This window comes from Nonomuraea basaltis (genome assembly GCF_005893125.1).
GTDB classification, from domain to species: Bacteria; Actinomycetota; Actinomycetes; order Streptosporangiales; family Streptosporangiaceae; genus Nonomuraea; species Nonomuraea basaltis.
Map to the genome: position 1 here is coordinate 1 of NZ_VCJS01000149.1, position 24616 is coordinate 24616.

Here is a 24616-nt window from a genome sequence, read left to right on the forward strand (position 1 = left end):
GCTGGAAGGGGGAGGGGGCGGCGGAGGTGGGTGCGCTCTCCGCGAACGCGACCCGGGGCTCGTGAGCGTACAGATTGTGCAGAAGGCGCAGGTCGAGGAGGGGATCGTCGAGGTTGGAGCGGCGTTCGCCGGTCAGCTTGCCCCAAGGGCCGACGAGCGTGAGGGCGGCGTCCGTGAGCGTGCCCGCGAGCGCCGAGTCCACGCTCGCGCGCGTCTGCTCGTACGTCGTCGCCCCCACGACCACCCGCACGTACGGCACCAGCCAGTGACGCCGCGGATGATTGCGCAGCCAGCGCAGATCGGGGATGAGATCGCCAAGGTACGACCAGTTGTGCCGGTGCACCTCCTCCTCCCGCAGCATCACGGTGGAGGGCCCGACGTGCCACGCCCTGGCATCGGCGTCGGGGATGAACACGGCGCCCGCCTGCGCCAGGCGGTATCCCAGCTCGGTGTCCTCGGCCATGTTCAGCCCGGTGTCCACGCCCCCGGCCGCGCGCAGCAGTTCGGCGCGTACGGACGTCGACGCGCCGGTGTGCAGCAGATAAGCGCTGGACCCGGCGTCCCGGAGCCTCCTGCTCGACTCCAGCGTCTTCCGGGTGTACTCGGACTGGACGCCCTCCTCGCCAGGAGCCTCCACGAACCGCGTCTCGCCGATCACCACCGCGTAGTCGACGAGATGGTGCCAGCGCATGTGCGACTCGAGGTGGTCCTCGGCCAGCAGCATGTCGGCGTCCAGCCAGTGGACCACCGCGCCGGAGGCCGCGAGCTGCCCGGTCTGCCGGGCCGCGCCGCGCCCCCATCCCTCGGCCACCCGTACGACCCGGGCGCCGGGCACCTCCACGGGCGGCTCGCTGCCGTCGTCGGCGACGACCACCTCGACGAGCTCGGCCGGGTACGTCTGCCGCCCCAGCGCCGCGACCGTGCGTTCCAGCGCCTCCGCGCAGTTGTAGGCGGGAATGACCACGGAGACGGTCAGCGAGGGCTCCCACGTCCCGATCGCGGGCGGCCGCAGCACGCCGTAGTCGTTGTGCCTGATGCGCGCCATGCCGGGCCCGCTCGTCATACCGAGTCCTTGGCCAGCGCGCGGACCTCCGCGCGCAGTTCCTCCACCTCTCGTGCCCTGGACATGGCGTTCACCCTGTCCTCCCCGAGCGAGGAGAGGATCGCGCCCAGGTCGTCGGCCCGCCGCGCCGCGGACTCCTCCACGGCCCGCACCAGCAGGTCCAGCCTCGTTTCGATGTTCTTGAGCGCGGTGGTGGTACGGGCCAGCTCGGCCTCGTACTTCTTGACCCGCAGGTCGATCCGGTGCGCCTTGCCGTCGAGGCGGCGCACGGTGAGCGCGAGGAAGGCGAGGGCCGCCAGTACGACGAGGAACGCCGCTGTGGCCGCCGCCGCGCCGAGCGTGATCAGCCCGGCCATGACGAGGAGCACGAGCACACAGGCGACCAGGGCTGAGAGGAGTGCGCCGGTCGCTGCCAGTCGGCGGGGCGAGAGCATCCGCGCATACCTTTCGTTGTTCATGGCTTGTCGACGCCGCCTTAGGACAACGGCGGCGTCACGGACATCACGGGATTATTGACACCCTAATCAACATAGGCCACTACCGTGCCATAACTTCCTGGAGGAAAACTGAGAATCACCATTCCCCGACCTGCGAAGCGGGGCCTGTCAAAAGTGCTCCCTCCGTCTACCCGTCAGTAAATCCGGCGTAAGGTAGGCGCCGACTGATCCCCTGCGGTCGAGGAGCGCTCATCCATGTCCGTCACCCCTTGCGGCTTCGTGCGTACGCCGGAGAAGGGGCTGGCCCGCCTGCACTGGGCCGACACCGGCTGGGCGGTGGACGGAGAGCCGCCCGACGTGCCGGCGCTGCGCTCGCTGCGCGGCCTCGAGATCGAGTGGCCCGACGCGGAAGTGCCCCTGGACGGCCTGTTGCGCCTGGCCGCCGCCGGGATCCCGCTGACGGCCGGCCGCGCGGCGCCCTGGGTGCCCGCCGACCTCGCCGCCCTGCTCATCGACCGCGCCTGGCTCGACCACGCCGCCGACGGCACCGCGCGCTCCCTGGCCGACCTGCGGCGCGAGGAGCACAGCGTACGTTTACGCCGCCTGGCGCACCCCACCCCCACTCCCAAGGTCAGCATCGTCATGTCGAGCAAGCGGCCGGCTCTGGTCGGCGCGGCGCTGGCGCAGATGGAGCGGCAGCGCGGCGTCGAGGCCGAGGTGCTGCTGGGGCTGCACGGTGTGGCGTTCGAGCAGGTACGCGCGGTGGTCGAGCGTTGCGCGCTGCCCGTGACCTGGGTCGAGGCGGCGGCGTCCGTGCCGTTCGGCGAGGTGCTCAACCGGGCGGCGGCACTGGCGAGCGGCGACTACCTGGCCAAGTGGGACGACGACGACTGGTACGGCCCCCGCCACCTCTCCGACCTGTTCATGGCCCTGACGTACGCGGGGGCCGACGTGGTGGGCACGACGGCCGAGTTCTTCTACCTGGAGCCGTTGAAGGCCACGATCAGGCGTACGACGTTCGCCAGCGGGGCGCGCTATCCCAGCGAGGTCTGGTCCGATCATGTGGCCGGGGGCACGATCATGGTGCCATTGGTAAAATTTCGGGAAATAGGTGGATTTCCCGGGCTTTCGCGGGCCGTCGATCTAGAGTTCCTCAAGGTCGCCCATCAGTCGGGGGCGCGCATTTACCGTACCCACGGGCTGGGCTACGTCCTGCGCAGAGGGCTCAGCGACGAGCACACGTGGCAACTGCCGCTCGCCCACTTCCTCAAGGTGGCCGCCAACCAGTGGCGCGGCTTCCGCCCGAGCCTGCTCATGGAAGCCGCATGAGCACACGCGGCAACCTCGGAACCGCTTGTGCGCGGGTGCGGGGCAACGATTACCGCGTGCTCCAGCCTCCGGAGCGCTTCACGCCGGAGCTGACGGTCAGCGTGGTCATCCCCGCCTACGGCGGGCAGGACAAGCTCGACCTGGTGCTGGCGGGGCTGTCCAGGCAGACGTACCCGGCGGAGCTGACCGAGGTCATCGTCGTCGACAACGGCAGCGCGCCGGAGCTCGCGTCTCTTCGCCTGCCCGCCATTCGCCCCGCCGGGGCCCGGCTGATCGTCTGCGCCGAGCCGGGCCGGGCCGCCGCCCGCAACGCCGGTCTGGCGGAGGCGACGGGCGACGTGATCCACTGGCTCGACTCGGACGTGGTGCTCACGCCCGGGGCGATCGAGGCGCACATGCGCTGGCACCACGCGGCTCCTTACCTGGTCGTCACCGGTTACATCAGGTTCACCAGCGCCGAGCCGCCCGCGGAGTTGCCCGACGACCTGGAGAAGCACTTCGAGCCCGCCGAGCCGCACGCCTGGATCGTGGACCTCGTCGAGCGCACCAACGGCCTCACCGACAACCCGCAGCGCCCTTTCAGCCTGCACGTCGGCGGCGCGACCTCGGTCAACGCCCGGCTGGTCGAGGCGGCGGGGCCGATGGACGAGGAGCTGATACTCGGCCAGGACACCGAGATGGGCTACCGGCTGGCCCAGGCGGGCGCGGTCTTCGTACCGGAGCCTGCGGCCCGCGCCTACCACCTCGGCCCGACGATGCGGATGCGCGACAAGCAGCCGATCGACCGGGTGAGCCACGCGTTCGTGGCCGACCGCATCCCTGCCTACCGCTGGTTGCGCGGTCATCCGGGGCGGCAGTGGAAGGTCCCGTACGTCACCGTGGTGGTGGACGGCACGGCGGGTTACGACCCGGTACGGGCGACGGTGGATGCCCTGCTCGCCAGCACCATTCCCGACATTTCCATACTCCTCCTCGGCCCCTGGGACACCCTCCGGCAAGAGCGCCGCACCCCGCTCCGCGACCCCGACCTCGACCTGGTGCTGGTCCACGGCCACTACCTGTACGAGGGCCGGGTACGCCTGTCCGCCGCCGAGGACGTCGACCCCGCCGTGCCCTTCGTGCTGCGCCTGCCGGCCGGCTGGATCCCGGGCGAGGACACCCTGGCCCGGCTCCTCGACCTGGTCCGCGACGAGGACCTGGGGCTGGTGAACGTGCTGCTCCACGAGTCGTCCCAGGGCGTCGTCGCGGCCCGGCTGGAACGCGTGTCCGCCTTCGCCCGGGCCCGCATCGTCGTCGAGCCGGGGGAGGACCTGGACGACGCGGTGGACACGGTGTCCGGCGTGTCCTGGGTCGAGGCCGAGACCTACGGGTTCACCACCGACGCGGCGGCCCCGCTCGGGCGGCGTGGCGCGTACCGGGCCCGCATGGAGGCTCAGGCCGAGGCCGCCCGGCTGGCCAAGGAGGCCGAGCGGCTGCGCGGGCAGGCGGCCAAGTGGAAGGAGGAGGCGGGGCGCTGGCGCAAGACGGCCGTGGAGCTCCGCCGCGAGGTCGGCACCCTGCGCCGCCAGCTCTCCGCCGCCGGCCGCGCCCAGAAGAGCCTGCGCGTCCTGGTCTCCTCCACCATGAAACGCGCCCTCGGCAAACGCCTCCGCGGCTGACCACCGCCTCCCTGCCGCGGACAGCGTCCAAGCTGCCGGCAGAGCACCTCTGGCGCGCCCTCACGGCACCGCGCCAGCGGGCGGCCGCGCCGCTGCCGGTGCACGCCGGAGGCGGGACAGCGCCCGCCGGCCGGCGCGCCGGGCTGGACGCCGCGAGGACGGGGTGTCAGTTGGGACGCAGGGCGGACTTCAGGCGGCGTAGCAGGGTCTTCTCGGCCGATTCCACGGATGCCGTCACCGGGGCCGGGATGGTGACCGGGTCCGGTTGCTTCGGGGCCGGCCAGTAGCGGTCCGGGGGCTCGTGGCGTACCCCGTGGGTGGTCGCGATGATGTCGTCCAGGTCGGCCCCGGGGTCGGCGAGCAGGGTGGCGCGGCCGAGCGCCGACGTGCGCTCCAGCCGGGCGGTACGCCCGTCGGGCAGGTCCACGATCAGCACGCCCGTGAGGTCCTTCTGCACCGACTCGATCATGCGCTCCAGCGTCGCCCGGTGCAGCGGCACGTCCACCGGCCCGCGGTAGCGGAACGGGGTCGGCGCGGGCGTCGGGGCGGCCTCGTCGATCAGGCGGATGCGTTCGTCGTGCGCGAACAGGTCACGCATCAGCCGCAGCTCGAAGCACGGATCGGACAGCACGGACCGCCGGGAGTCGTTCAGCCGCGACCACGGCCCTACCAGCGTCACCACGACATCCTGCAGTTTGCCGTCCAGCGCCGCCGCCACCGCCTGCCGCACCACGGACTCGGAGGTGTCGGTGACGTCGAGCACGATCTCCACGTACGGCACCAGCCACCGCCGCCCCCGATCCTTGCGCAGGTCCCGGCGCAGCGGGATCCGGTGCGCCAGGTAGGGCTCGACCGCCCGCACGGCCCGTTCCCGGTCGCGGTGCTGCGCGGGCAGCCCCAGGTGCACGGCCTGCGCGTTCATGTCGGGCACGAACACCACGCCGTGCATCGCCAGCCGGTACGAGAACTCGGTGTCCTCCCCACGCGCCACGGTCGGGTCGAGACCGCCCACGGCGTGAAAGACCTCCCTGGGCAGAGCGAAGGTCGGCCCCGTGCACACGTGGTACGGATTGCGGCTCTTGCGCAGCCCATCGGTCTTGGCGATCGTCGCCTCGGTGGAGCTGGCCACGGCCTCGTCCAGATCGAACAGCTCTCCCAGATGTGCCGCCTGGAAGACCTGCCGCGGGCTGACGGGCGGCACCTCGACGAACTTCTTCATCCCGATCGTGACGAGGTAGTCCGTCACGTGGTGCCAGCGAGCCAGGGCCTCGATGTGCTCACGGCAGGCCACCATGTCGGCGTCGAGCCGCTGGATGATCTCGCCGTCGGCGGCCTTGGCGCCGGTGTTGACGGCGTTGGAGATGCCCCAGCCGTCCCGGACCCTCACGACGCGGGTGTTGACCGGCCTGATCTCGGGCAGCTGGATCGGCGGCGCGCTGCCGTCGTCGACGACGAGGACCTCCATCAGGTGGCCCGGGTACGTCTGCGCCGCCAGCGCGGCCAGCGTCAGGTCGAGCTTGTCCTGCCCGCCGTGCGCGGGTATCACCACGCTCACGGAAAGGGCGGGTGACCAGGCGCCGAGCCGTGGCGCTGCTACTGGTGAATAGTCGTTCTGCCTCAAAGCAGGACGCGCGTTCATGGTCGTGACCCCCTGCCGTGACCTTATCGGGAGATGCTGAGAATTTCCTGAATAGTGCCCCTGTCTAATGGGGACGTCCGACGGGGGACGCGAATCCGCGCCGGCCCCCCGCACCCCGTACACTCGGTGGCCAACACCGCAGGTAGGGAGTCATCATGAGCAGGTCGTGGCGTGGCCTCATCGAGGAATACCGCGAACGTCTTCCCGTCACGTCGAAGACGCCTGTCATCACACTGCTCGAGGGTGGCACGCCGCTGGTGCCCGCACATCGCGTGTCGGCCCTCACGGGGTGCGACGTCTACCTGAAGGTCGAGGGCGCCAACCCGACCGGCAGCTTCAAGGACCGTGGCATGACCATGGCCATCAGCAAGGCGGTCGAGGAGGGGGCCAAGGCGGTCATCTGCGCTTCCACCGGCAACACCTCGGCCTCGGCCGCGGCCTATGCCGTTCGCGCGGGGCTGACGTGTGCCGTCCTGGTGCCGCGGGGGAAGATCGCCATGGGCAAGCTGGCCCAGGCGCTCGTGCACGGCGCCACGCTGCTGCAGGTCGAGGGGTCGTTCGACGACTGCCTGGAGATGACCCGCAAGCTGTCGTCCAGCTATCCGATCGCGCTGGTCAACTCGGTCAACCCGTTCCGGCTGCAGGGGCAGAAGACGGCCGCGTTCGAGATCGTGGACACGCTGGGCGACGCCCCGGACATCCACTGCATCCCGGTGGGCAACGCGGGCAACATCTCGGCCTACTGGATGGGCTACCAGGAATACTTCGCCGACGGCGTAGCGACCAAGCGGCCCCGCATGTTCGGGTTCCAGGCCAGCGGCGCGGCGCCGATCGTCGAGGGCGCGCCGGTGGCCCGCCCGCACACGATCGCCACCGCGATCCGCATCGGCAACCCGGCGTCGTGGGGGCTGGCCACGGCGGCCCGCGACGAGTCGGGCGGGGCCATCCAGGCGGTGACCGACCGGCAGATCGCGGCGGCGTACAAGCTGCTCGCGCAGGAAGAGGGCGTGTTCGTGGAGCTGGCCTCCGCGGCCAGCGTCGCGGGTCTCCTCCAGGCACACGCCCAGGGCCTGGTCACGCCGGGGCAGCGCATCGTGTGCACGGTCACCGGCAACGGGCTCAAGGACCCCGACTGGGCCATCTCGGGAGCGCCGGCGCCGGTGGTCATCCCCATCGACGTCCACGCCGCCGCGGCGGCACTCAACCTCGCCTGACGTGCGTCACAGGAAGTGAGTGAATGAGGACCGTTGTCATCCGCGTGCCCGCCACGTCGGCGAACCTGGGCCCGGGCTTCGACGCGCTGGGGCTGGCACTGAGCCTGTACGACGAGGTCGAGGCCGCGCTCACCGACGAAGGGGGCGTACGCGTCACCGTGGAAGGTGAGGGCGCGGGCGAGGTCGATCTCGGCGAGGGGCACCTGGTCGTCAGGGCGATGCGCGAGACGTTCGGCCGCATGGGGGTCCCTCAGCCCGAGGGGATACGCCTGCGCTGCCGCAACAGCATCCCGCACGCCCGTGGCCTCGGCTCCTCCTCCGCGGCCGTCTGCGCCGGCATTCTCGCGGCGCGCGCTCTGGCGGGCGCCGAGTTCTCCGACGACGAGGTGTTCGCGCTGGCCACCGAGATGGAGGGCCATCCCGACAACGTCGCCCCGTGTCTGGCCGGAGGATTGACCGTGGCCTGGTCAGACCACACCGGGGCACCGCATATGGTGAAGCTAGCTCCCGACGAACGGGTCCGCCCGGTCGCCGTCGTTCCATCGACGCGGCTGGCCACGGAGACCGCGCGGGGGCTCTTGCCGAAGGACGTGCCCCACAAGGACGCCTCCTTCAACGCCGGCAGGGCCGCGTTGCTGATAGCCGCGTTGACCCAGCGGCCGGAGCGAGGGCTACTGCTCGCCGCCACAGAGGATAGACTCCATCAGAATTACCGCGCGCCTGCGATGCCGGCGAGTGCGGATCTGGTAGAACGTCTCCGTGCAGTGGGCGTGCCCGCGGTCGTTTCGGGAGCGGGTCCCACGGTTCTTGCGTTTTCGACATCGGATACGCAGGATTTGATCGCGCCAGAAGTGGGTAATGACTGGCACATCCAGCTAATGGACGTCGACCCGGTTGGTGCGAACGTTCAGTTCCCCGAGACACGCTGATGCCTCTTTAGACCTTCAGGGAATAGTCGTGTGCGCTGGTGATGTTAGGCTGATAGCCGCACCAGATGCCCCCTTGGTGGGTGCGTGCTTGTCAGTCGTACATCGCTGCATCATGCTTCACGTCGCGAGACGTGGGCAGCGCGGCTGTCTCCCCGGAATTTGTCGCCTCCGGTTGGCCCACACCCGGTTGGCTCGAAACGAGGCGGCGACGACGGGGACCTGCGCGTTCGATTCAATTCGACATCTGGTTGGCGACAGCAATCTGGGGGGTGTCAGCCACGCGCCACGGCCCATTGGCGGCGTGACGAGCCCCTCCCCAAGAGTGGCGGCCGTCTCCAGTGACAGCCGAAGATCGCAGCGTGCACCCCGACCCGGTCTGTCCCGCCGGATCGCAAGCACCTCCGGGACGCCCGGCAGAACAAACCCGGCGCCCGACCCCTGGGAAGGACCTTTTAGTTGAGCGACACCACCGAACTCCTCTCCGACGCAACAGGCGCTGAGCCGGCGTCCGGCGACACCCCCACCCGTGCCGCGGCCAAGCCGCGTGCGCGTCGCTCCGGCACCGGCCTGTCCGCCAAGGTGCTGCCCGAGCTGCAGAAGATCGCAGCTGAGCTGGGCATCAGCGGGACCGGGCGCATGCGGAAGAGCCAGCTCATCGCGGCCATCCAGGAGAAGCAGGGTGGCGGTTCCGGAGAATCCACGCCGGCTCCCGTGGCCGCGACCGAGGCGCCTGCCGCCCCGGCTGAGGCGGCTCCGGCCGCCGAGCGGCCCACCCGCACCCGCAGGGAACGTTCCCGTACCAAGCCCGCCGAGGAGCCCGCTCCGCAGCAGCCGGTGGCCGCTGCCGAGCCCGTGGCCGCGGCACCTGAGCCCATCGCCGCCCCGGCCGAGCCGGTCGTGGAGCAGCAGCAACAGCCCCAGGCCGCAGACGCCGGGCAGCAGGGTGATGGGCGCACCGACCGTGGCGAGAGCCGTCGCGAGCGACGCGGCCGTGGCGAGCGCCGTGAGCGCGGCGAGCGCGGCAGCGGCGACCGCTCCGGCAACGACCGCGGTGAGGGCGGCCGTGCGGAGACCGCCCGCGGCGACCAGCGCGCCGTCGATGCCGGAAACCGGGGCGACCAGCGCGGTGACCAGCGTGACCAGCGCGGCGACCTGCGCAGTGACCAGCGTGACCGTGGCGACCAGCGTGACCTGCGCGGCGACCAGCGTGACCGTGGCGACCTGCGTGGCGATCAGCGTGGCGACCTGCGTGACCGTGGCGATCAGCGTGGCGACCAGCGTGACCAGCGCACCGGTGGCGACGATGACGATCGTGGCGGGCGCGGCCGCAGAGGCCGTTTCAGGGAGCGCAACCGCGGCCGCGGCCGTGACCGCTTCGAGAGCGGCGAGCCCGTCGTCGGCGACGACGACGTGCTCATCCCGATCGCCGGCATCCTCGACATCCTCGACAACTACGCGTTCGTCAGGACAAGCGGCTACCTGCCCGGCAGCAACGACGTCTACGTCTCGCTCGCCCAGATCCGCCGCAACGGCCTGCGCAAGGGCGACGTCATCACCGGCGCCGTCAGGCAGCCCCGCGACGGCGAGCGGCGCGAGAAGTTCAACGCTCTGGTCCGCCTCGACACCGTCAACGGCATGGACCCGGAGCAGGCCCGCAACAGGCCGGACTTCAACAAGCTGACGCCGCTCTACCCGCAGGACCGCCTGCGGCTCGAGACCGAGCACAACATCCTCACCACGCGGATCATCGACCTCGTGTCGCCGATCGGCAAGGGCCAGCGCGGCCTCATCGTCTCGCCGCCCAAGGCCGGCAAGACGATGGTGCTGCAGGCCATCGCCAACGCGATCACCCACAACAACCCCGAGTGCCACCTGATGGTCGTGCTCGTGGACGAGCGGCCAGAAGAGGTCACCGACATGCAGCGGTCGGTGAAGGGCGAGGTCATCCACTCGACCTTCGACCGTCCCGCCGAGGACCACACCACGGTCGCCGAGCTCGCCATCGAGCGGGCCAAGCGCCTGGTGGAGCTGGGCCACGACGTGGTCGTCCTGCTCGACTCGATCACCCGCCTCGGCCGCGCCTACAACCTGGCGGCCCCGGCGTCCGGTCGCATCCTGTCGGGTGGTGTCGACTCCACGGCGCTCTACCCGCCCAAGCGGTTCTTCGGCGCCGCCCGCAACATCGAGAACGGCGGCTCGCTGACGATCCTCGCCACGGCCCTGGTCGAGACCGGCTCCAAGATGGACGAGGTCATCTTCGAGGAGTTCAAGGGCACCGGCAACATGGAGCTCAAGCTCAACCGGTCCCTGGCGGACAAGCGGATCTTCCCCGCGGTGGACGTGGACGCGTCCGGCACCCGTAAGGAAGAGATCCTCATGGCCAGGGATGAGCTCCAGATCGTCTGGAAGCTGCGGCGCGTGCTGCACGCTCTGGACATGCAGCAGGCTCTTGAGCTGCTCCTGGAGAAGATGAAGGAGACCAAGTCCAACGCGGAGTTCCTCCTGCAGGTCCAGAAGACCACGGTGAGCAACGACCGCGACTAACGGTTCCTGGAAAGGGGCGGCAGGTATTCCACCTGCCGCCCCCTTCTGTCTGTACGGATGCCGTCCGGATGCGTAGGAGGCGGTGTACAGCGTCTCTGATTGGCTTAGCGATCCTGAGCGTTGCACAGGATCAGGACACAACGAGGTGCCCGGCATCCACCAATCGTCTTCGTGCCCTGGTACCGGCAGCGAGGCCACCGGCCCGTTGAACACGTCCCTCCGGACGCTGACCGGCCAGACGCGCACGGCCTGACCGAGGAGGGTGCCCGACGTCGCCTGGGCGCCGGGCGTGCAGTGACACTATGCCACATGATAACTACGGTTGGCTAACCCCATCAGCAACCCTCGGGGCCGGTGGTGCCGTGCGGGTGGATGGATGCTTCGTGCAGAAGCGGGCGCTGTCGTGCGGATACATGCCGGGGCGCGTGGGATGTGGCGCGGCGCCGCGGTTGCGGGGGGTCTGTGGGCGTGGCGGGAGTGGGGCTAGCCCTACCCCGCGACGGAAGTCAGCCACATTCACTCCGGCCGTCTCGGCGGGCACGCTTGAGGCATGCGATCGGTGGCGTTGAAAGACCGCGTGCCATTTGGACCGAAGGGCCCGCTGGGGGTCCTGGTCGATCCGATGACCTGGCGGGCGGCACCGTACTTGCTGGTCAGCGTGGCGTTCGGGTTCGGCTGGTTCTTCGTGTTGTCCTTCGCGGTGCCGGTCTCGCTCACGCTCACGATCGTCTGGGTCGGCGTGCCCCTGGCGATGGCGACCGTGCTGATGTGGCGCGGCGGGGCGATGCTGGAGCGCCGGATGCTCTGGGCGGCGTTCGGGGTCAGGATCCGGGACCCGTACCGGAGCCGTCCCGAGCGTGGGGTCGGCGCGCACCTCCAGTGGCTGGTGACGGACCCGGCGACCTGGAAGGACCTGGGCTACCTGCTGATGTTGCTGCCACTCGGGCTGGTGGAGGCGGCGGTGTCGGGGGCGCTGTGGCTGGCCGCGGGCATGACGTTGTTCGCGCCCCTCCTGCTCTCGATAGGCGAGACGATGGGGGAGAGCTACGTCTTCGAGGACTGGACGGCCGCCTGGGTGGCCTCGTTCTTCGGCGTCGTGCTGCTCGTGCTGACCGCGTACCTCGTGCGCGGCATGGCCTGGTTACACGGGACGCTCGCCGTCGTGCTGCTGGGCGGCAGCGAGGAGGAGCGGCTGCGGGCCAGCCGCGCCAGGGGGGTCGACGCGGCCGAGACGGAGCGGCGCAGGATCGAGCGCGACCTGCACGACGGCGCGCAGCAGCGGCTGCTGTCCGTCGCGGTGGATCTCGGCCGGGCGCAGGCCAAGTTCGACGCCGAGCCCGACGAGGCCAGGATGCTCATCGCGCAGGCGCACGCGGGCACCAAGGCCGCCATCGCCGAGCTGCGCAACCTGGCCAGGGGCATCCATCCGGCCATCCTGAGCGACCGCGGCCTGGACGCGGCGCTGTCGGGGCTGGCCGCGCGGGCGCCCATCCGCGTGGACGTGTCGGTCGAGCTGGCGGAGCGGCCGCCGGCGGCGGTGGAGAGCATCGCGTACTTCACCGTGGCGGAGTCGCTGGCCAACATGGCCAAGCACTCGGCGGCGACGGAGGCGTCGGTCTCGGTGTTCAGGGACCGGCGCGGCGTGGTCGTCGACGTGTGGGACAACGGCGTCGGCGGCGCCGTCGTCACCCCCGATGGCGGGCTGTCGGGGCTGGCCGACCGGGCGGCCACGATCGACGGCGTGCTCGTGTTGCACAGCCCCATAGGCGGACCCACGATCGTGCGTGCGGAGCTGCCCTGCGAGTGGTAGTCATGTGGCCATGCGCGTCGTCATCGCCGAGGACTCCGTACTGCTGCGCGAGGGGCTCGCCCGGCTCCTCGCCGACGGCGGGATCGAGACCGTGGCGGCCGTCTCCGACGGGTCCGCGCTGGAGGCCGCGGTGCGGGAGCACGACCCGGACCTGGCGATCGTCGACGTACGCATGCCGCCCACGCACACCGACGAGGGCCTGCGGGCGGCGTTGAAGGTACGCGAGGCCCGGCCGGACTTCCCGATCCTGGTCCTGTCGCAGTACGTCGAGGAGCGCTACGCGGGCGACCTCATCGGCAGGGCCGTCGGCTACCTGCTGAAGGAGCGGGTGGCCGACGTGGCCGAGTTCCTGGAGGCGGTGCGGCAGGTGGCGGCGGGCGGCACGGTCATCGACCCCGAGGTGGTCGTGCAGCTCCTCAGCCGCCAGCGCCGCGGCGCCCCGCTCGACACGCTCTCGCCCCGCGAGCGCGAGGTTCTCGCCCTGATGGCCGAGGGCCGCTCGAACACCGCCATCGCCGCCCGGCTGGTCGTCACCGAGGGGGCGGTGGAGAAACACATCTCCGGCATCTTCGCCAAGCTGGCCCTCGGGCCGGCGCCCGAGGACCATCGGCGCGTCCTGGCCGTCTTGACCTATCTCGGACGTTGACTACTTGACGTCCACGAACTCCTGTGGCGACAGCGAGCTGCGCGTCTTGCTGGTGCCGGGCACCTTGACCCGGAAGTAGCCGTCCTTGCGTGCCTTGAACGACTTGCTGTACTTGCCGGTCGAGGTGGCCTTGGCGAAGCCCATGAGCTTGTACGTCTTGGTGCCCTTGGCCTTGAAGTACACCTCGACGGTCTTGCCCTTGTACGCCTTCGAGCCCCGGTAGACCTTGCCGTACACCTTGAACGTCTTGCTCTTGCGGACCTTGTTCGGCGCCGCGATCGTGACCCTGCTCTTGGCCTTCTTGGACGCGCCGCCCGCGGGCGCCACGACCGTGAACGACGCCACGCCCTTGAGCGTCTGGCCGTTCTTGGTGGCGTGCACCTCGAGGGTCCAGTCGCCCGGCGTCGTGTCGTCGGCGAAGTACGTGGAGCCGCGGTAGTAGCCGTCCGACTCCTTGGCCAGGTCGCCGAGGTCGTAGAACTCGCCGCCGGCGTCACTGACGAGCTTGGCCGACACGGTGGCCGCGTCCTTCACCGACGCCTCGACCGAGACCAGGACGTCCTTGCCAGTGACGAGCTGGACCGGGTCGGGGGTGACGTTCCCGCCGCTGATGCCCTGCTTGCCGGAGACCTTGACCACGAACGGCGTGGTGTTGGTGCCCGTGTCGCGGGCGACGACGACGCTCAGCTTCCAGTCGCCGGCCGGGTCGTCCTTGGTGATCGGCCACTTGCCGGTGAGCGCCTGCGTGGTGGCGGTGTCGCCCGTCCTGAAGTCGAACGTCACCGTCTTGGCCGCCTTGCCGGGCGGCTCGATGCTGCCCGTGACACTCGTGACCTTGGCCGGCTCATTGAGCTTGAGCGTGACGGTGCCTTCGACGTCGCTCTCGAGCGGGATGGACGCGCTGGCGGAGGCGTCCCCCGTGAAGTCGTCCGCCATGGTTAGCGCCTGGTGGGAGGCGTACGCGCCGGTGGCGGTCAGGCCGGTGCCTCCGAGGAGAACGGCGGCCCCCGTGGCGGTTGCCAGTAACAACCGCACCCTTCTCTTCATCCGTAGAGATCCTTAGAAAGGTGATGAATGGTGTCAGGGAGCCTAGTGTGACGAGGGTGACCGCGTTGTAAAGATCATGGGAATGACCGATGGCCTGGGATGGTTGCACGATCTGGCACACTGGTAGCTGACCATTTTTGCGGTTCCGGTTCACGCCATGCGTGAAAGGCGACCCGGCGGCCGCAGCCCGAAAGGACAGCAATGAAGCGCGACATCCACCCCGAATACCACGTGACGAACGTGACTTGCTCCTGTGGCAACACGTTCAGCACCCGCAGCACCGCGAAGAACGGCGTGATCCACGCCGACGTGTGCTCTGCCTGCCACCCGTTCTATACCGGCAAGCAGAAGATCCTCGACACCGGTGGCCGGGTGGCGCGCTTCGAGAAGCGTTTCGGCAAGAAGGCCGCGGGCAAGTAGCTCCACTCACGCCGGCCCGGACGCTCGCGCGAGCGCCGGGTCGGCGTTGTTGGTACAGGCCCGATCCAAGACTGAAGGACCCACGGTGAATCTCGACGAGTTGCTCAAGGAGTATTCCGAGCTGGAGTCGCAGCTCGCCGATCCCGCCGTGCACGCCGACCAGACCAAGGCCCGCACCCTCGGCAGGCGATATTCCCAGCTCACGCCGATCATCGGCACCTACCGCGAGCTGGAGTCGACCCGCGACGACCTGAGCGCCGCCAAGGAGCTGGCCGGCGAGGACGAGTCGTTCGCGGCCGAGGCCGCCGAGCTCGAAGCCCGCATCCCCCGGTTGGAGGACCGGCTCAAGCACCTGCTCATCCCGCGCGATCCCAACGATGACAAGGACATCATCATGGAGATCAAGGCGGGCGAGGGTGGCGAGGAGTCGGCGCTGTTCGCGGGCGACCTGCTGCGGATGTACCTCCGCTACGCCGAGCGGCTCGGCTGGAAGACCGAGGTCATCGACAGCCAGCCCTCCGACCTGGGCGGATACAAGGACGTCACGGTCGGCATCAAGGCCAAGGGCGACGAGGGCGTGTGGTCCAGGCTCAAATACGAGGGCGGCGTGCACCGCGTGCAGCGGGTGCCCGTCACCGAGTCGCAGGGCCGCATCCACACCAGCGCCGCGGGCGTGCTCGTCTACCCCGAGGCCGAGGACGTCGAGGTCCATGTCGACCCCAACGACCTGCGCATCGACGTCTACCGCTCCAGCGGTCCCGGCGGCCAGAGCGTCAACACCACCGACTCCGCGGTCCGCATCACCCACCTGCCCACCGGCGTGGTCGTCTCGTGCCAGAACGAGAAGAGCCAGCTGCAGAACAAGGAGTCGGCGCTGCGCATCCTGCGCGCCCGGCTGCTGGTCATCGCGCAGGAGCAGGCCGACGCCGCCGCGCAGGCGGAGCGCAAGTCCCAGATACGCACGGTCGACCGCTCCGAGCGCGTCCGCACGTACAACTTCCCGGAAAACCGCATTTCCGACCACCGCGTCGGCTTCAAGGCGTATAACCTCGACCAGGTTCTCGACGGTGAGCTCAGCGCCGTCACCCAGGCCCTCATCGACGCCGAGATGGCGGAGAAGCTCGCACAACACTCATGACATTTCTGCTGGACGAGATCGCCCTCGCCACCGCCCGGCTGGCCGAGGCAGGTGTGCCCTCACCGCGCACCGACGCTGAGGAGATCGCGGCATTCGTCCACGGCGTGCGCAGGAGCGAGCTCCACAGGGTCAAGGACGGCGACTTCGACGCGCTGTTCTGGGAAGGCGTCGCCAGGCGCGCGGCCCGCGAGCCGCTGCAGCACATCACCGGGCACGCCTACTTCCGCTACCTGGAGCTCGCGGTCGGCCCCGGCGTGTTCGTCCCGCGGCCGGAGACCGAGGTGATGGCCGGCTGGGCCATCGAGACGCTGCGCGAGATGGACGTGACCGCCCCGCTCGTCGTCGACCTCGGCACCGGCTCCGGCGCGATCGCGCTCTCGATCGCCCAGGAGGTGGCGCTGGCCGAGGTGCACGCCGTGGAGGTCGACCCCGGGGCGTACACCTGGGCCAAGCGCAACATCTCCGAGCACGGCCAGGGCCGCACGCACCTGCACCCCGAGGACCTCGCCGAGGCGCTGCCCGAGCTCAACGGCAAGGTCGATCTTGTCATCTCCAACCCGCCCTACATCCCGCCCGGCGGGATCCCGCGCGACCCCGAGGTACGCGACTACGACCCCTCCCGGGCGCTCTACGGCTCGGGCGACGACGGGCTCGGCGAGGTCCGCGCGGTGGAGCGCACGGCCCGCCGCCTGCTGCGTCCAGGCGGCTGGGTCGCCGTCGAGCACGCCGACGAGCAGGGCAGGGCGGTCTACCTGACGTTCCCCGAGGACAACGGCTGGCGCGACGTGCGGCTGCGCCAGGACCTCACGAGAAGAGACCGCTTCGTCACCGCCAGGTTGGGCCAGGATTAGGATGCACGCCGTGGGAAGACGCTTTGACTGTTCAGACCTCGAACAGCGGACCGAGGGCCTCACGGAGGCCGCCGCCGCCGTACGCCGGGGCGAGCTCGTGGTGCTGCCGACCGACACCGTCTACGGCATCGGCGCCGACGCCTTCACGCCGTCGGCGGTCACCGCGCTGCTCGACGCCAAGGGGCGCGGCCGTGAGATGCCGCCGCCCGTCCTCGTCGGCACCGTCAGAGCCGCTACAGCGCTCATAGACGACATGGGACCGTACGGGCAGGACCTGATAGACGCCTTCTGGCCCGGGCCGCTCACGCTCGTCTGCAAGGCCAACAGGGCCCTTTCCTGGGACCTGGGGGATACCAAGGGCACGGTTGCCGTACGCATGCCGCTCCACCCGGTCGCGCTCGACCTGCTCAAGGAGACCGGCCCCATGGCCGTCTCCAGCGCCAACCGCTCGGGCGCCGCGCCCGCCACCACGGCGGAGGAGGCCGAGGAGCAGCTCGGTGAGGCGGTCGCGGTCTATCTCGACGGCGGCAAGACCACCGACAACACGCCCTCGACCATCCTCGACCTGACCACGGCCGTGCCCAGGATGCTTCGGCGCGGGGCGATCCCGGTGGAGAAGCTGCGCGGCATCATCGGCTACGTCGCCACGGACGACTGATCGGTTGACCTGACCGGCGACGTATACCGTCTGCTTATCCCGGCTGCGATGGCGCTCCGGCCATGATTACGGTGAGGCCCGGAGCAGCGATACGTCCGGGAGTGGCCCATGGGCAAGTACGACGGCATGGATCCCAAGCTGGTCCGTGATCTGCTGACCGAGGTGAAACACGCGGCCACGCAGATGCGTACGGTCGAGGATCGGGTCAGGCTCGAGATGAGCCGGGCCGGGCTGTCCACCCAGACCACGCACCGTCCCGCCCAGATCGCCGACGCGGCCGACACCATGGTCAAGGACGTGAACGTCCGGCTTGGGGTGCTGGAGAAGAAGGTCGATCAACCGCGGGGGACGGGCGACGTCCCCGGGTCGGGGGCGGCGCCCACGGACGACGACGAGCCCAAGGACGTACGCGGGGAGCAGGACAAGTACGACAACCCGCGCGCCGGCGACAAGCCCGACGAGGTGACCCCGAAGGACGATGACGTCAAGACCGGCGAGGACAGCAAGACCGGCTCCGACGGGAAGACCGGTTCTGACGGGAAGACCGGTTCTGACGGCAAGACGGACTCGGACAGCAAGACCGGCAAGGACGGCACCACGGGCGATGACCCCAAGACCGGCGACGACCCCAAGACCGGCTCCGACGGGAAGTGCGACGACGCCGAGGACAGCGGGACCGGCACGGACACGGAGACCGGCAAGGACACCGGGACAGGCACGGACACCGGTGCCGACGAGAGCACCGGGGAGCAGCCCGCCGACGATCCCAAGGACGACGAACAGGACAGCAGGCGCGACCGCGGAGCCGAGCCGGACGAGGGTGCGACGGACACGCCGGCCAAGGACCAGCCTGACGACACCGATGTCACCAAGCCGCAGGTCGTGGTGGTCGACGGCGTCAAGGTCCTGCAAGTGCCCCTCGACCCGCCCACGGCCGAGCAGCTGGAGGCCCTGCTCGAGAACGCCGACGACGTACAGCCGGCGGAGATGCCGAAGGTGCCCGCAGGCGCCGACGCCAACGCCGGCGCCGCCCCCAACGTCAACGACGGCAACGACGTCGTCTCCGCCGACACAACCCCGCCCAGCCTCGACGCACTGAAGACGGTGATCGAGAACCACCGCGACATCCAGCCGCACGACATGCCCGGCGTGGAGGTCCCGGCGGGCGAGTACGGCAAGGGCCAGTGGGTCGAACGCGACATCCGGCCGGACGGCGACGCGGGCTCCATCGACCCGGGTCGGCCGAGCACGGGCGCCGGCGACCAGGTGCCCCTGCCACCCACGTCAGCTGCCTCGGACGGCGGCAGCCCGGCAGCGACGCCGGGCACCGGCACGCCCTCGGCGGAGGGCTACGGCACACCGGGCACGGAAGGCGGCGGCACGGGCACTCTTCCGGCCGACGGCGGCGGCTCGGTGGGCGTCACACCGATCGACGACACGCCCTCGACCACGGGCGACGACGCCTGCGGCTCCGGCGCCGACGGGACGCCGGGCGGCACGGAGACGACGCCTGGGGACGCGGACGCTACACCGGGTGGCGAAGACGCCACGCCCGGCGACACGGGAACGGCGCCGGACGGCAAGGACACCACGCCGGGCGACACGGATACGACGCCGGGCGACACGGATACGACGCCGCGCGATGCAGATGGGACGCCTGGTGACACGGACACGACGCCGGGCGATGCCCCGTCGGACGGTGACGCCGGTGTGAAAATCCCGCCCACGGCACCCGCGGGAGATGGCGGCGCCGGTACGGGAGCCGCCGCGTCAGGGGCCGGCACGCCTGGGAGCGACGCCGCGGTCGGCGTACCCGGAGTCGGGACGGCCGAAGAGCCCGGCACTGGCGCCGGGACGGCCGAAGAGCCCGGCACTGGCGCCGGGACGGCCGAAGAGCCCGGCAGCGGCGCCGGGACGGCTGAAGAGCCCGGCACGGCGGACACGCCCACTGGGGCATACGGCAGCAGTGACGTCGTCTCCATCGATGTCACCCCGCCCAGCCTGGACGCGCTGAAGACGGTGATCGAGAACCACCGCGACGCCCAGCCGATGGAGATGCCCTCCGTGCAGGTCCCGCCCGGCGAGTACGGCAAGGGCGCATGGGCGCCGGAGGACATCCGGCCGGACGGCCCGCCGGGTTCGGTCGATCCCGGTTCGCCGGAAAGGAGCGCGTGATGTACGTCGACCCACCGGCCCCCAAACCCATGGAACGAGGCGAACGCCCGCCGGCCACCACCGCGGGCCCCCTGGAGAACCCGCCGCGGGCCTGGGAGTTCAATTCCGAGTACCAGCGCCTCGTCCAAGCATGGAACACCGTCATGCCTCAGCTGGAGACGCTCAAAACGGCCCTCGACAAGGCCTACAACCTCGCCAGGAGCCCTCAGACGTGGGACGCCCCGGTGGGCGAGCGCTACGTCGAGGACATCCGCGAATGGCGTACCAGGCTGGCCGTCTACCGCCACTCCGTGCTGACGGCGATCAGCGACCAGGCGGCGGACACGCCGCGGTGGATACCGACCACGGCCAACGCGCCCCATGCCTTCCAATGAGCTAATGAGGTGAAATTTCCGGGCATTGATCTGCGTATGGGAGAAACGGACATTGGGGCGTACAGTGGGGAAATGGGTACCCAGCCCTACTACGGTCCGGACTTCGGGCTCCTGCAGCGGCAGGATCCCGAGCTCGCGCAGGTGCTGCTCGACGAGCTCGACCGGGTACGCGGCGGGATCCAGCTGATCGCCAGCGAGAACTTCACCTCGCCCGCCGTCCTGGCCGCCCTGGGCTCGACCCTGACCAACAAGTACGCCGAGGGCTACCCTGGCCGCCGCTACTACGGCGGCTGCGAGGTCGTCGACCGGGCCGAGCGGCTGGCGATCGACCGGGCGAAGAAACTGTTCGGCGCCGAGCACGCCAACGTCCAGCCGCACTCCGGCGCCTCCGCGAACCTGGCCGCCTACGCCGCGCTCCTGCAGCCCGGCGACACCATGCTAGCCATGGCGCTGCCGCACGGCGGGCACCTCACCCACGGCTCCAAGGTGAATTTCTCGGGAAGATGGTTCGACGTCGTGTCGTACGGCGTGCGTCGCGACACTGAAGTCATCGACTACGACGAGGTCAGGGACCTGGCGCTGCGGCACCAGCCGAAGGTCATCGTGTGCGGCGCCACGGCGTACCCGCGACTGATCGACTTCGGCGCCTTCCGCGGCATCGCCGACGAGGTGGGGGCGTGGCTGCTGGCCGACGTGGCGCATCCGATCGGGCTGATGGCGGGCGGCGCGATCCCGTCGGCGGTGCCGTACGCGGACGTCGTGACGTTCACCACCCACAAGGCGCTGCGTGGACCGCGCGGCGGGGCCATCCTGTGCACCCAGGAGCTGGCGAGGAAGATCGACCGGGCGGTGTTCCCGTTCATCCAGGGCGGGCCGCTGATGCACGTGGTGGCGGCCAAGGCGGTGGCGTTCGGGGAGGCGATGCGGCCGGAGTTCGCCGACTACGCCAGGCGGGTGATCGCGAACGCCCAGGCGCTGACGGAGTCGCTGGCCGTGGAGGGGATGCGGGCGGTGTCCGGCGGCACGGACACGCATCTGGCGCTGATCGACCTGCGTGACGTGGGGGTGTCGGGGGCTGAGGCGGAGCAGCGGTGTGCGGCGGCGGGGATCACGCTCAACCGCAACGTCATCCCGTACGACCCGGAGCCGGCGGCCGTGACGTCGGGGATCCGCGTGGGCACGCCGTGCGTGACCACCCAGGGAATGGGACCCCTGGAGCTGAAAGAGGTGGGGACTCTGGTGACCCGGGCGGTGCGCCGGCCGGGGAGCGAGGACGAGGTCAGGGAAAGAGTTTCGGCGCTTCTGGCCATCCATCGCCCATATCTCAGCGAATATTAAGCTGGTCTGTGTCGTTTTCCGGTCACAGGTGGCCGGAGCATCCGGGAAACTAGGTCCGTGCGCGAATACCTGTTCATGGCGCTCATCTCGGCAGCGGTGACCTACTTGCTGGTCCCGCTGGTGCGCCGCTTCGCCATCCGCATCGGCGCCATGCCGGAGGTTCGCGCGCGCGACGTGCACACGACACCGACGCCCAGACTGGGCGGCCTGGCGATGTACGGCGGCCTGGTCGTGGGGCTGCTGGTGGCCAGCCAGCTCACCCACACGGGCAAGGCGCTGACGGAGTCCGACTCCAACGCGGTGACGGCGCTGCTCCTGGCCGGCGGGCTGATCACGGTGACCGGCTTCCTGGACGACTGGTGGGGCATGGACGCCTTCATCAAGCTCGGGGGGCAGATCGCCGCGGCGGGCGTGCTGGTCTTCTTCGACCTGCGGCTCCTCTACATTCCCCTGCCGCAGGACTGGGGCGGCTCCACCAGCCTCGACTACACGCTCAGCACCGTGATCACCATCCTGGTCGTGGTCGTGACCATCAACGCGGTCAACTTCGTCGACGGGCTCGACGGCCTGGCGGCCGGGATCGTCTGCATCGCGGGCATGGCCACGTGGGCCTACTCGATCTTCCTCGCCGAGAACATCAGCGGCGGGCGCATCACCACCACGGCCGCCATCGCGGCCATCCTCATCGGCACCTGCCTGGGCTTCCTGCCGCACAACTTCCATCCGGCGAAGATCTTCATGGGCGACACCGGCGCGATGCTGATCGGGCTCGTGCTCGCCTCCTCCATCGTCACCGTGACGCCGGTCGACCCCGGGATCATCGAGGGCATGAACAAGGTCCCGGTGCTCCTGCCGCTGCTCCTGCCGGCCGCGGTGCTGGTCCTGCCGCTGGTCGACCTGATAACCGCGGTGGTGCGGCGCACCTCGCGCGGCCTGTCGCCGTTCGCGCCCGACCGCGGCCACCTGCACCACCGGCTCATGGACATCGGCCACTCACACCGCCGGTCCGTGCTGATCATGTACGCGTGGGCGTTCCTGTTCGCTTTCGGCATCGTGGGCATGTCCACGATCGGCGTGCCGGTCCTGCTGTTCCCCCTGGTCATCGTGCTCGCCCTGGCGGTCCTGGTGCTGATGGCCCTGCCGCGCTGGCGGGGCAGGGGTGGCGCGCACGCGGCGTCGCGCGGCAGCCAGCCCGACGACGACGGTCCGCCCACCGGTCCCATGCCGCCGATCCCGCCGGAGCCCGAGGTCAGACGGCGGATGCCGCCGGGCGAAGGCCCTTCGTCCGAACGCGTGACGGCCGAGGGAAATCCGGTCATTCCGGCATTTCCCAGCCGTTCTTGATCGCGAACTAGAAAGGGCAGGTAAAAGCGGTCTTCCATGAGCTTGTGATATCTTTCACGAGCAGGGACCTCCAGACGCACCGGCTCTGGGGGTAGCAAACGCTCGCTTGATAACATGCTGATGGAGCACCGATGCAGGCCAACGACGTGCGCGTACTCAAGAGCGCCGCGATTCCGACCCTCGCGGCCGGGCTGGTCGTCGTGGTCGTGTCGCTCCTGACGGCAGGTGGCAAGGGGGCGCTGGGCGCGGTGCTCGGCACGTTGCTCGTCGGAGTTTTCTTCAGCATCAGCGTGGTAGCGGTCTCCTATGCCGCACGGGTGTCTCCCCAGATGATGGCGATCGCGGCGATGGTGAGCTATCTCGTCAAGGTCGTCGTCATCATGGTCGTGCTGTCCGCGTTCCGCGACACCACGGCGTGGAATACCCTGGCTTTCGCCTGGTCAGTCGTGATCTGCACGCTCGTGTGGACGGGCTTCGAAGTCCGCGCCTTCATGAAGACCAAGATGCTTTACGTCGACCCCGAAGCCCGAGTCCCCGGAAAGGGCGACTCATGAGGCTGGTGCACGGACGGGGTCCGATATGACTAGTCCTCTACTCGCCTGCTATCGTCGGGGCCGCGATGAGCGCACAGGAACGCCGACCGGAAGAAGACGGTCGCGACTTCGCCGACGCCATGTGGTCAATCCCCAGCTTTCTGCTCGCCGGGATGGCCATCTATGGCGGTCTCGGGTGGTTGCTGGACCGGTGGCTAGACACGTCCGCGTTCTTTCCCATAGGCACCGTCCTTGGGGTGGTGCTCGCCGGCTATCTGGCCTACCGGAAGTTCTCTCGCTAGTCCGACGTAGCGACGACTTCATCGAGGAAATCCTGTGATTCACTACGACGTTGAAGGGAACGCCGCGTGACTGCGCTGACGGTCCTAGCACCTCCTGGCGACGAATTCGGTGCGCCCACGCCCAACGAGCTCTTCGACCTGCCGCCGATCATTCCGGGGGTCGAATGGTTCACCAAGCCGGTCCTGCTGGCGGCCCTCAGCTCGATCCTCGTGATCGGCCTGTGCTGGGCGGCCTTCTCCAAGCCGAAGATCGTGCCGAGAGGCGTGCAGAACGTCGTCGAATACGGCTACATGTTCGTCCGTGACCAGGTCGCCCGGCCCTTCCTGGGCAAGGACGCCGACCGGTTCATGGGCCTGCTGCTGACGCTGTTCTTCCTGATCTTCGTCTGGAACCTGATGGGGGTCATCCCCCTCGCCCAGTTCCCGGTGGCCTCGCACATCGCGTTCCCGGCGGTGCTTGCCATCTCGATCTACGTGCTCAAGCTCTACCTCGGCATCAAGCACCAGGGTGTCGGCGGCTACTTCAAGAACATGATGTTCCCGCCCGGACTGCCGAAGCCGATCTACGTGCTGCTGTCGCCGATCGAGTTCCTCTCGAACATGATCATCGCGCCGTTCACGCACGCGGTCCGGTTGTTCGCCAACATGTTCGCCGGGCACATGCTGCTCGCGTTCTTCAGCATGGTCGGCTTCTGGTTCCTGTTCGAGAAGCTCACCCCCCTGGGCGCCGGCGTCGGCGTCCTCGGCGTGGTCATGACGATCATCTTCACCGCCTTCGAGATCTTCATCCAGTTCCTGCAGGCATTCCTCTTCGCGATGCTGGCATCGATGTACATCGGTGGCTCCTTGCACGCTGAACACTGAGAACCACATACCGGAATATCCATGACCGGTGAGACTCCACTTCACCGGCCGTCCAGTAAAGGAATAACAGCAATGAGCGTTCTCGCTGAGGTCTCCGGCAACGTCACCGCCATCGGTTACGGTCTCGCCGCCATCGGCCCCGGCATCGGCGTCGGCATCATCTTCGGTCAGGGCGTGCAGGCCATTGCCCGCCAGCCGGAGGCGTACGGCCTGATCCGCCAGAACATGCTCCTCGGCTTCGTCCTCACCGAGGCCCTCGCCCTCATTGGTCTGGTCGCGCCGTTCCTCTTCGCGGGCATCTAA

At 69.6% G+C, this 24616-nt stretch carries 23 protein-coding genes; 19 read left to right on the forward strand and 4 right to left on the reverse strand.

The window, feature by feature from the left end; all coding sequences use genetic code 11:
* Together EJK15_RS46120 and EJK15_RS46125 are read right to left on the reverse strand one after the other, a co-directional pair.
* Positions 1-1063, reverse strand: a 1063-nt coding sequence (locus EJK15_RS46120; protein ID WP_138716803.1) for a glycosyltransferase family 2 protein, incomplete at its 3' end; no start/stop codon positions are given.
* Positions 1060-1497, reverse strand: coding sequence for a hypothetical protein (locus tag EJK15_RS46125; protein WP_138716804.1), 438 nt, complete (start codon positions 1495-1497; stop codon positions 1060-1062). The genes EJK15_RS46120 and EJK15_RS46125, both read right to left, overlap by 4 nt.
* Before the next feature lie 258 nt (positions 1498-1755).
* On the opposite strand from EJK15_RS46125, the gene EJK15_RS46130 reads away from it, so the two are divergent.
* Together EJK15_RS46130 and EJK15_RS46135 are read left to right on the forward strand one after the other, a co-directional pair.
* Entirely contained in the window at positions 1756-2829 is a 1074-nt protein-coding gene (locus EJK15_RS46130) for a glycosyltransferase family 2 protein (protein ID WP_138716805.1), read from the forward strand.
* Positions 2826-4487: a glycosyltransferase family 2 protein gene (locus EJK15_RS46135; protein WP_138716806.1), complete on the forward strand. Its 1662-nt coding sequence runs from the start codon at positions 2826-2828 to the stop codon at positions 4485-4487. Before EJK15_RS46130 ends, EJK15_RS46135 begins: the two co-directional genes overlap by 4 nt.
* Before the next feature lie 166 nt (positions 4488-4653).
* Here EJK15_RS46135 and EJK15_RS46140 read toward each other — a convergent pair whose 3' ends face one another.
* Positions 4654-6042: a glycosyltransferase family 2 protein gene (locus EJK15_RS46140; protein ID WP_240777646.1), complete on the reverse strand. Its 1389-nt coding sequence runs from the start codon at positions 6040-6042 to the stop codon at positions 4654-4656.
* A gap of 239 nt (positions 6043-6281) precedes the next feature.
* Here EJK15_RS46140 and thrC point away from each other — a divergent pair, with 239 nt between their 5' ends.
* The 5 genes from thrC (at position 6282) to EJK15_RS46165 (ending at position 13269) form a co-directional block, all read left to right on the forward strand.
* A complete protein-coding gene (gene thrC, locus EJK15_RS46145; RefSeq protein WP_138716808.1) occupies positions 6282-7340 on the forward strand; it encodes a threonine synthase in 1059 nt (352 codons plus the stop codon).
* Positions 7341-7363: 23 nt separating this feature from the next.
* Complete coding sequence (gene thrB / locus EJK15_RS46150; protein ID WP_138716809.1) at positions 7364-8269, forward strand: homoserine kinase; 906 nt, start codon at positions 7364-7366, stop codon at positions 8267-8269.
* A gap of 456 nt (positions 8270-8725) precedes the next feature.
* On the forward strand, positions 8726-10813 hold the full coding sequence (gene rho / locus EJK15_RS46155; protein WP_138716810.1) for a transcription termination factor Rho: 2088 nt from the start codon (positions 8726-8728) through the stop codon (positions 10811-10813).
* A 577-nt stretch (positions 10814-11390) separates the two neighbouring features.
* Positions 11391-12623: a sensor histidine kinase gene (locus EJK15_RS46160; RefSeq protein ID WP_240777647.1), complete on the forward strand. Its 1233-nt coding sequence runs from the start codon at positions 11391-11393 to the stop codon at positions 12621-12623.
* A 10-nt stretch (positions 12624-12633) separates the two neighbouring features.
* Positions 12634-13269 (forward strand): response regulator, encoded by a 636-nt coding sequence (locus EJK15_RS46165; RefSeq protein ID WP_138716812.1) that lies wholly within the window; start codon positions 12634-12636, stop codon positions 13267-13269.
* Here the strand turns inward: EJK15_RS46165 and EJK15_RS46170 are convergent, their stop codons facing one another.
* Positions 13270-14316: a hypothetical protein gene (locus tag EJK15_RS46170; protein WP_138716813.1), complete on the reverse strand. Its 1047-nt coding sequence runs from the start codon at positions 14314-14316 to the stop codon at positions 13270-13272.
* 201 nt (positions 14317-14517) lie between these two features.
* Here EJK15_RS46170 and rpmE point away from each other — a divergent pair, with 201 nt between their 5' ends.
* From rpmE to atpE, 12 genes are all read left to right on the forward strand, one after another.
* Positions 14518-14736, forward strand: a complete 219-nt coding sequence (rpmE, locus tag EJK15_RS46175) for a 50S ribosomal protein L31 (protein ID WP_138716814.1) — start codon at positions 14518-14520, stop codon at positions 14734-14736.
* A gap of 85 nt (positions 14737-14821) precedes the next feature.
* Positions 14822-15874, forward strand: coding sequence for a peptide chain release factor 1 (prfA, locus tag EJK15_RS46180; RefSeq protein WP_138716815.1), 1053 nt, complete (start codon positions 14822-14824; stop codon positions 15872-15874).
* A complete protein-coding gene (gene prmC, locus EJK15_RS46185; RefSeq protein WP_138716816.1) occupies positions 15871-16725 on the forward strand; it encodes a peptide chain release factor N(5)-glutamine methyltransferase in 855 nt (284 codons plus the stop codon). The genes prfA and prmC overlap by 4 nt, the downstream gene beginning before the upstream one ends.
* Positions 16726-16735: 10 nt before the next feature.
* The gene (locus tag EJK15_RS46190) at positions 16736-17383 is read left to right on the forward strand and encodes an L-threonylcarbamoyladenylate synthase (protein WP_138716817.1); all 648 of its coding nucleotides are present in this window, start codon (positions 16736-16738) and stop codon (positions 17381-17383) included.
* A gap of 108 nt (positions 17384-17491) precedes the next feature.
* Positions 17492-19558: a hypothetical protein gene (locus EJK15_RS46195; protein ID WP_138716818.1), complete on the forward strand. Its 2067-nt coding sequence runs from the start codon at positions 17492-17494 to the stop codon at positions 19556-19558.
* Entirely contained in the window at positions 19558-19932 is a 375-nt protein-coding gene (locus tag EJK15_RS46200; protein WP_138716819.1) for a hypothetical protein, read from the forward strand. Before EJK15_RS46195 ends, EJK15_RS46200 begins: the two co-directional genes overlap by 1 nt.
* 72 nt (positions 19933-20004) lie before the next feature.
* On the forward strand, positions 20005-21270 hold the full coding sequence (locus tag EJK15_RS46205; RefSeq protein ID WP_138716820.1) for a serine hydroxymethyltransferase: 1266 nt from the start codon (positions 20005-20007) through the stop codon (positions 21268-21270).
* A 57-nt stretch (positions 21271-21327) separates the two neighbouring features.
* Positions 21328-22614 carry a glycosyltransferase family 4 protein gene (locus EJK15_RS46210; protein WP_138716821.1) on the forward strand — a complete coding sequence of 429 codons (1287 nt, stop codon included), beginning with the start codon at positions 21328-21330 and terminating at the stop codon, positions 22612-22614.
* A 131-nt stretch (positions 22615-22745) separates the two neighbouring features.
* Positions 22746-23168 carry a Cg1360 family ATP-synthase-associated protein gene (locus EJK15_RS46215; RefSeq protein WP_138716822.1) on the forward strand — a complete coding sequence of 141 codons (423 nt, stop codon included), beginning with the start codon at positions 22746-22748 and terminating at the stop codon, positions 23166-23168.
* Positions 23169-23233: 65 nt separating this feature from the next.
* Complete coding sequence (locus EJK15_RS46220) at positions 23234-23449, forward strand: AtpZ/AtpI family protein (protein WP_240777648.1); 216 nt, start codon at positions 23234-23236, stop codon at positions 23447-23449.
* Between the two features lie 66 nt (positions 23450-23515).
* Positions 23516-24313: a F0F1 ATP synthase subunit A gene (gene atpB / locus EJK15_RS46225; RefSeq protein WP_138716823.1), complete on the forward strand. Its 798-nt coding sequence runs from the start codon at positions 23516-23518 to the stop codon at positions 24311-24313.
* A gap of 72 nt (positions 24314-24385) precedes the next feature.
* Complete coding sequence (atpE, locus tag EJK15_RS46230; protein ID WP_138716824.1) at positions 24386-24616, forward strand: ATP synthase F0 subunit C; 231 nt, start codon at positions 24386-24388, stop codon at positions 24614-24616.

Excerpts from the sequence above, each read along its gene's own strand:
- EJK15_RS46220 (WP_240777648.1), top strand. The coding sequence starts at position 23,234 with ATGAGCGCACAGGAACGCCGACCGGAAGAAGACGGTCGCGACTTCGCC.
- rpmE (WP_138716814.1), top strand. The coding sequence starts at position 14,518 with ATGAAGCGCGACATCCACCCCGAATACCACGTGACGAACGTGACTTGC.
- EJK15_RS46130 (WP_138716805.1), top strand. The coding sequence starts at position 1,756 with ATGTCCGTCACCCCTTGCGGCTTCGTGCGTACGCCGGAGAAGGGGCTG.
- EJK15_RS46215 (WP_138716822.1), top strand. The coding sequence starts at position 22,746 with ATGCAGGCCAACGACGTGCGCGTACTCAAGAGCGCCGCGATTCCGACC.
- EJK15_RS46170 (WP_138716813.1), bottom strand. The coding sequence starts at position 14,316 with ATGAAGAGAAGGGTGCGGTTGTTACTGGCAACCGCCACGGGGGCCGCC.
- prmC (WP_138716816.1), top strand. The coding sequence starts at position 15,871 with ATGACATTTCTGCTGGACGAGATCGCCCTCGCCACCGCCCGGCTGGCC.
- EJK15_RS46195 (WP_138716818.1), top strand. The coding sequence starts at position 17,492 with ATGGGCAAGTACGACGGCATGGATCCCAAGCTGGTCCGTGATCTGCTG.
- EJK15_RS46200 (WP_138716819.1), top strand. The coding sequence starts at position 19,558 with ATGTACGTCGACCCACCGGCCCCCAAACCCATGGAACGAGGCGAACGC.
- EJK15_RS46135 (WP_138716806.1), top strand. The coding sequence starts at position 2,826 with ATGAGCACACGCGGCAACCTCGGAACCGCTTGTGCGCGGGTGCGGGGC.
- EJK15_RS46125 (WP_138716804.1), bottom strand. The coding sequence starts at position 1,497 with ATGCTCTCGCCCCGCCGACTGGCAGCGACCGGCGCACTCCTCTCAGCC.
- atpE (WP_138716824.1), top strand. The coding sequence starts at position 24,386 with ATGAGCGTTCTCGCTGAGGTCTCCGGCAACGTCACCGCCATCGGTTAC.
- EJK15_RS46165 (WP_138716812.1), top strand. The coding sequence starts at position 12,634 with ATGCGCGTCGTCATCGCCGAGGACTCCGTACTGCTGCGCGAGGGGCTC.
- thrB (WP_138716809.1), top strand. The coding sequence starts at position 7,364 with ATGAGGACCGTTGTCATCCGCGTGCCCGCCACGTCGGCGAACCTGGGC.
- EJK15_RS46205 (WP_138716820.1), top strand. The coding sequence starts at position 20,005 with ATGGGTACCCAGCCCTACTACGGTCCGGACTTCGGGCTCCTGCAGCGG.
- thrC (WP_138716808.1), top strand. The coding sequence starts at position 6,282 with ATGAGCAGGTCGTGGCGTGGCCTCATCGAGGAATACCGCGAACGTCTT.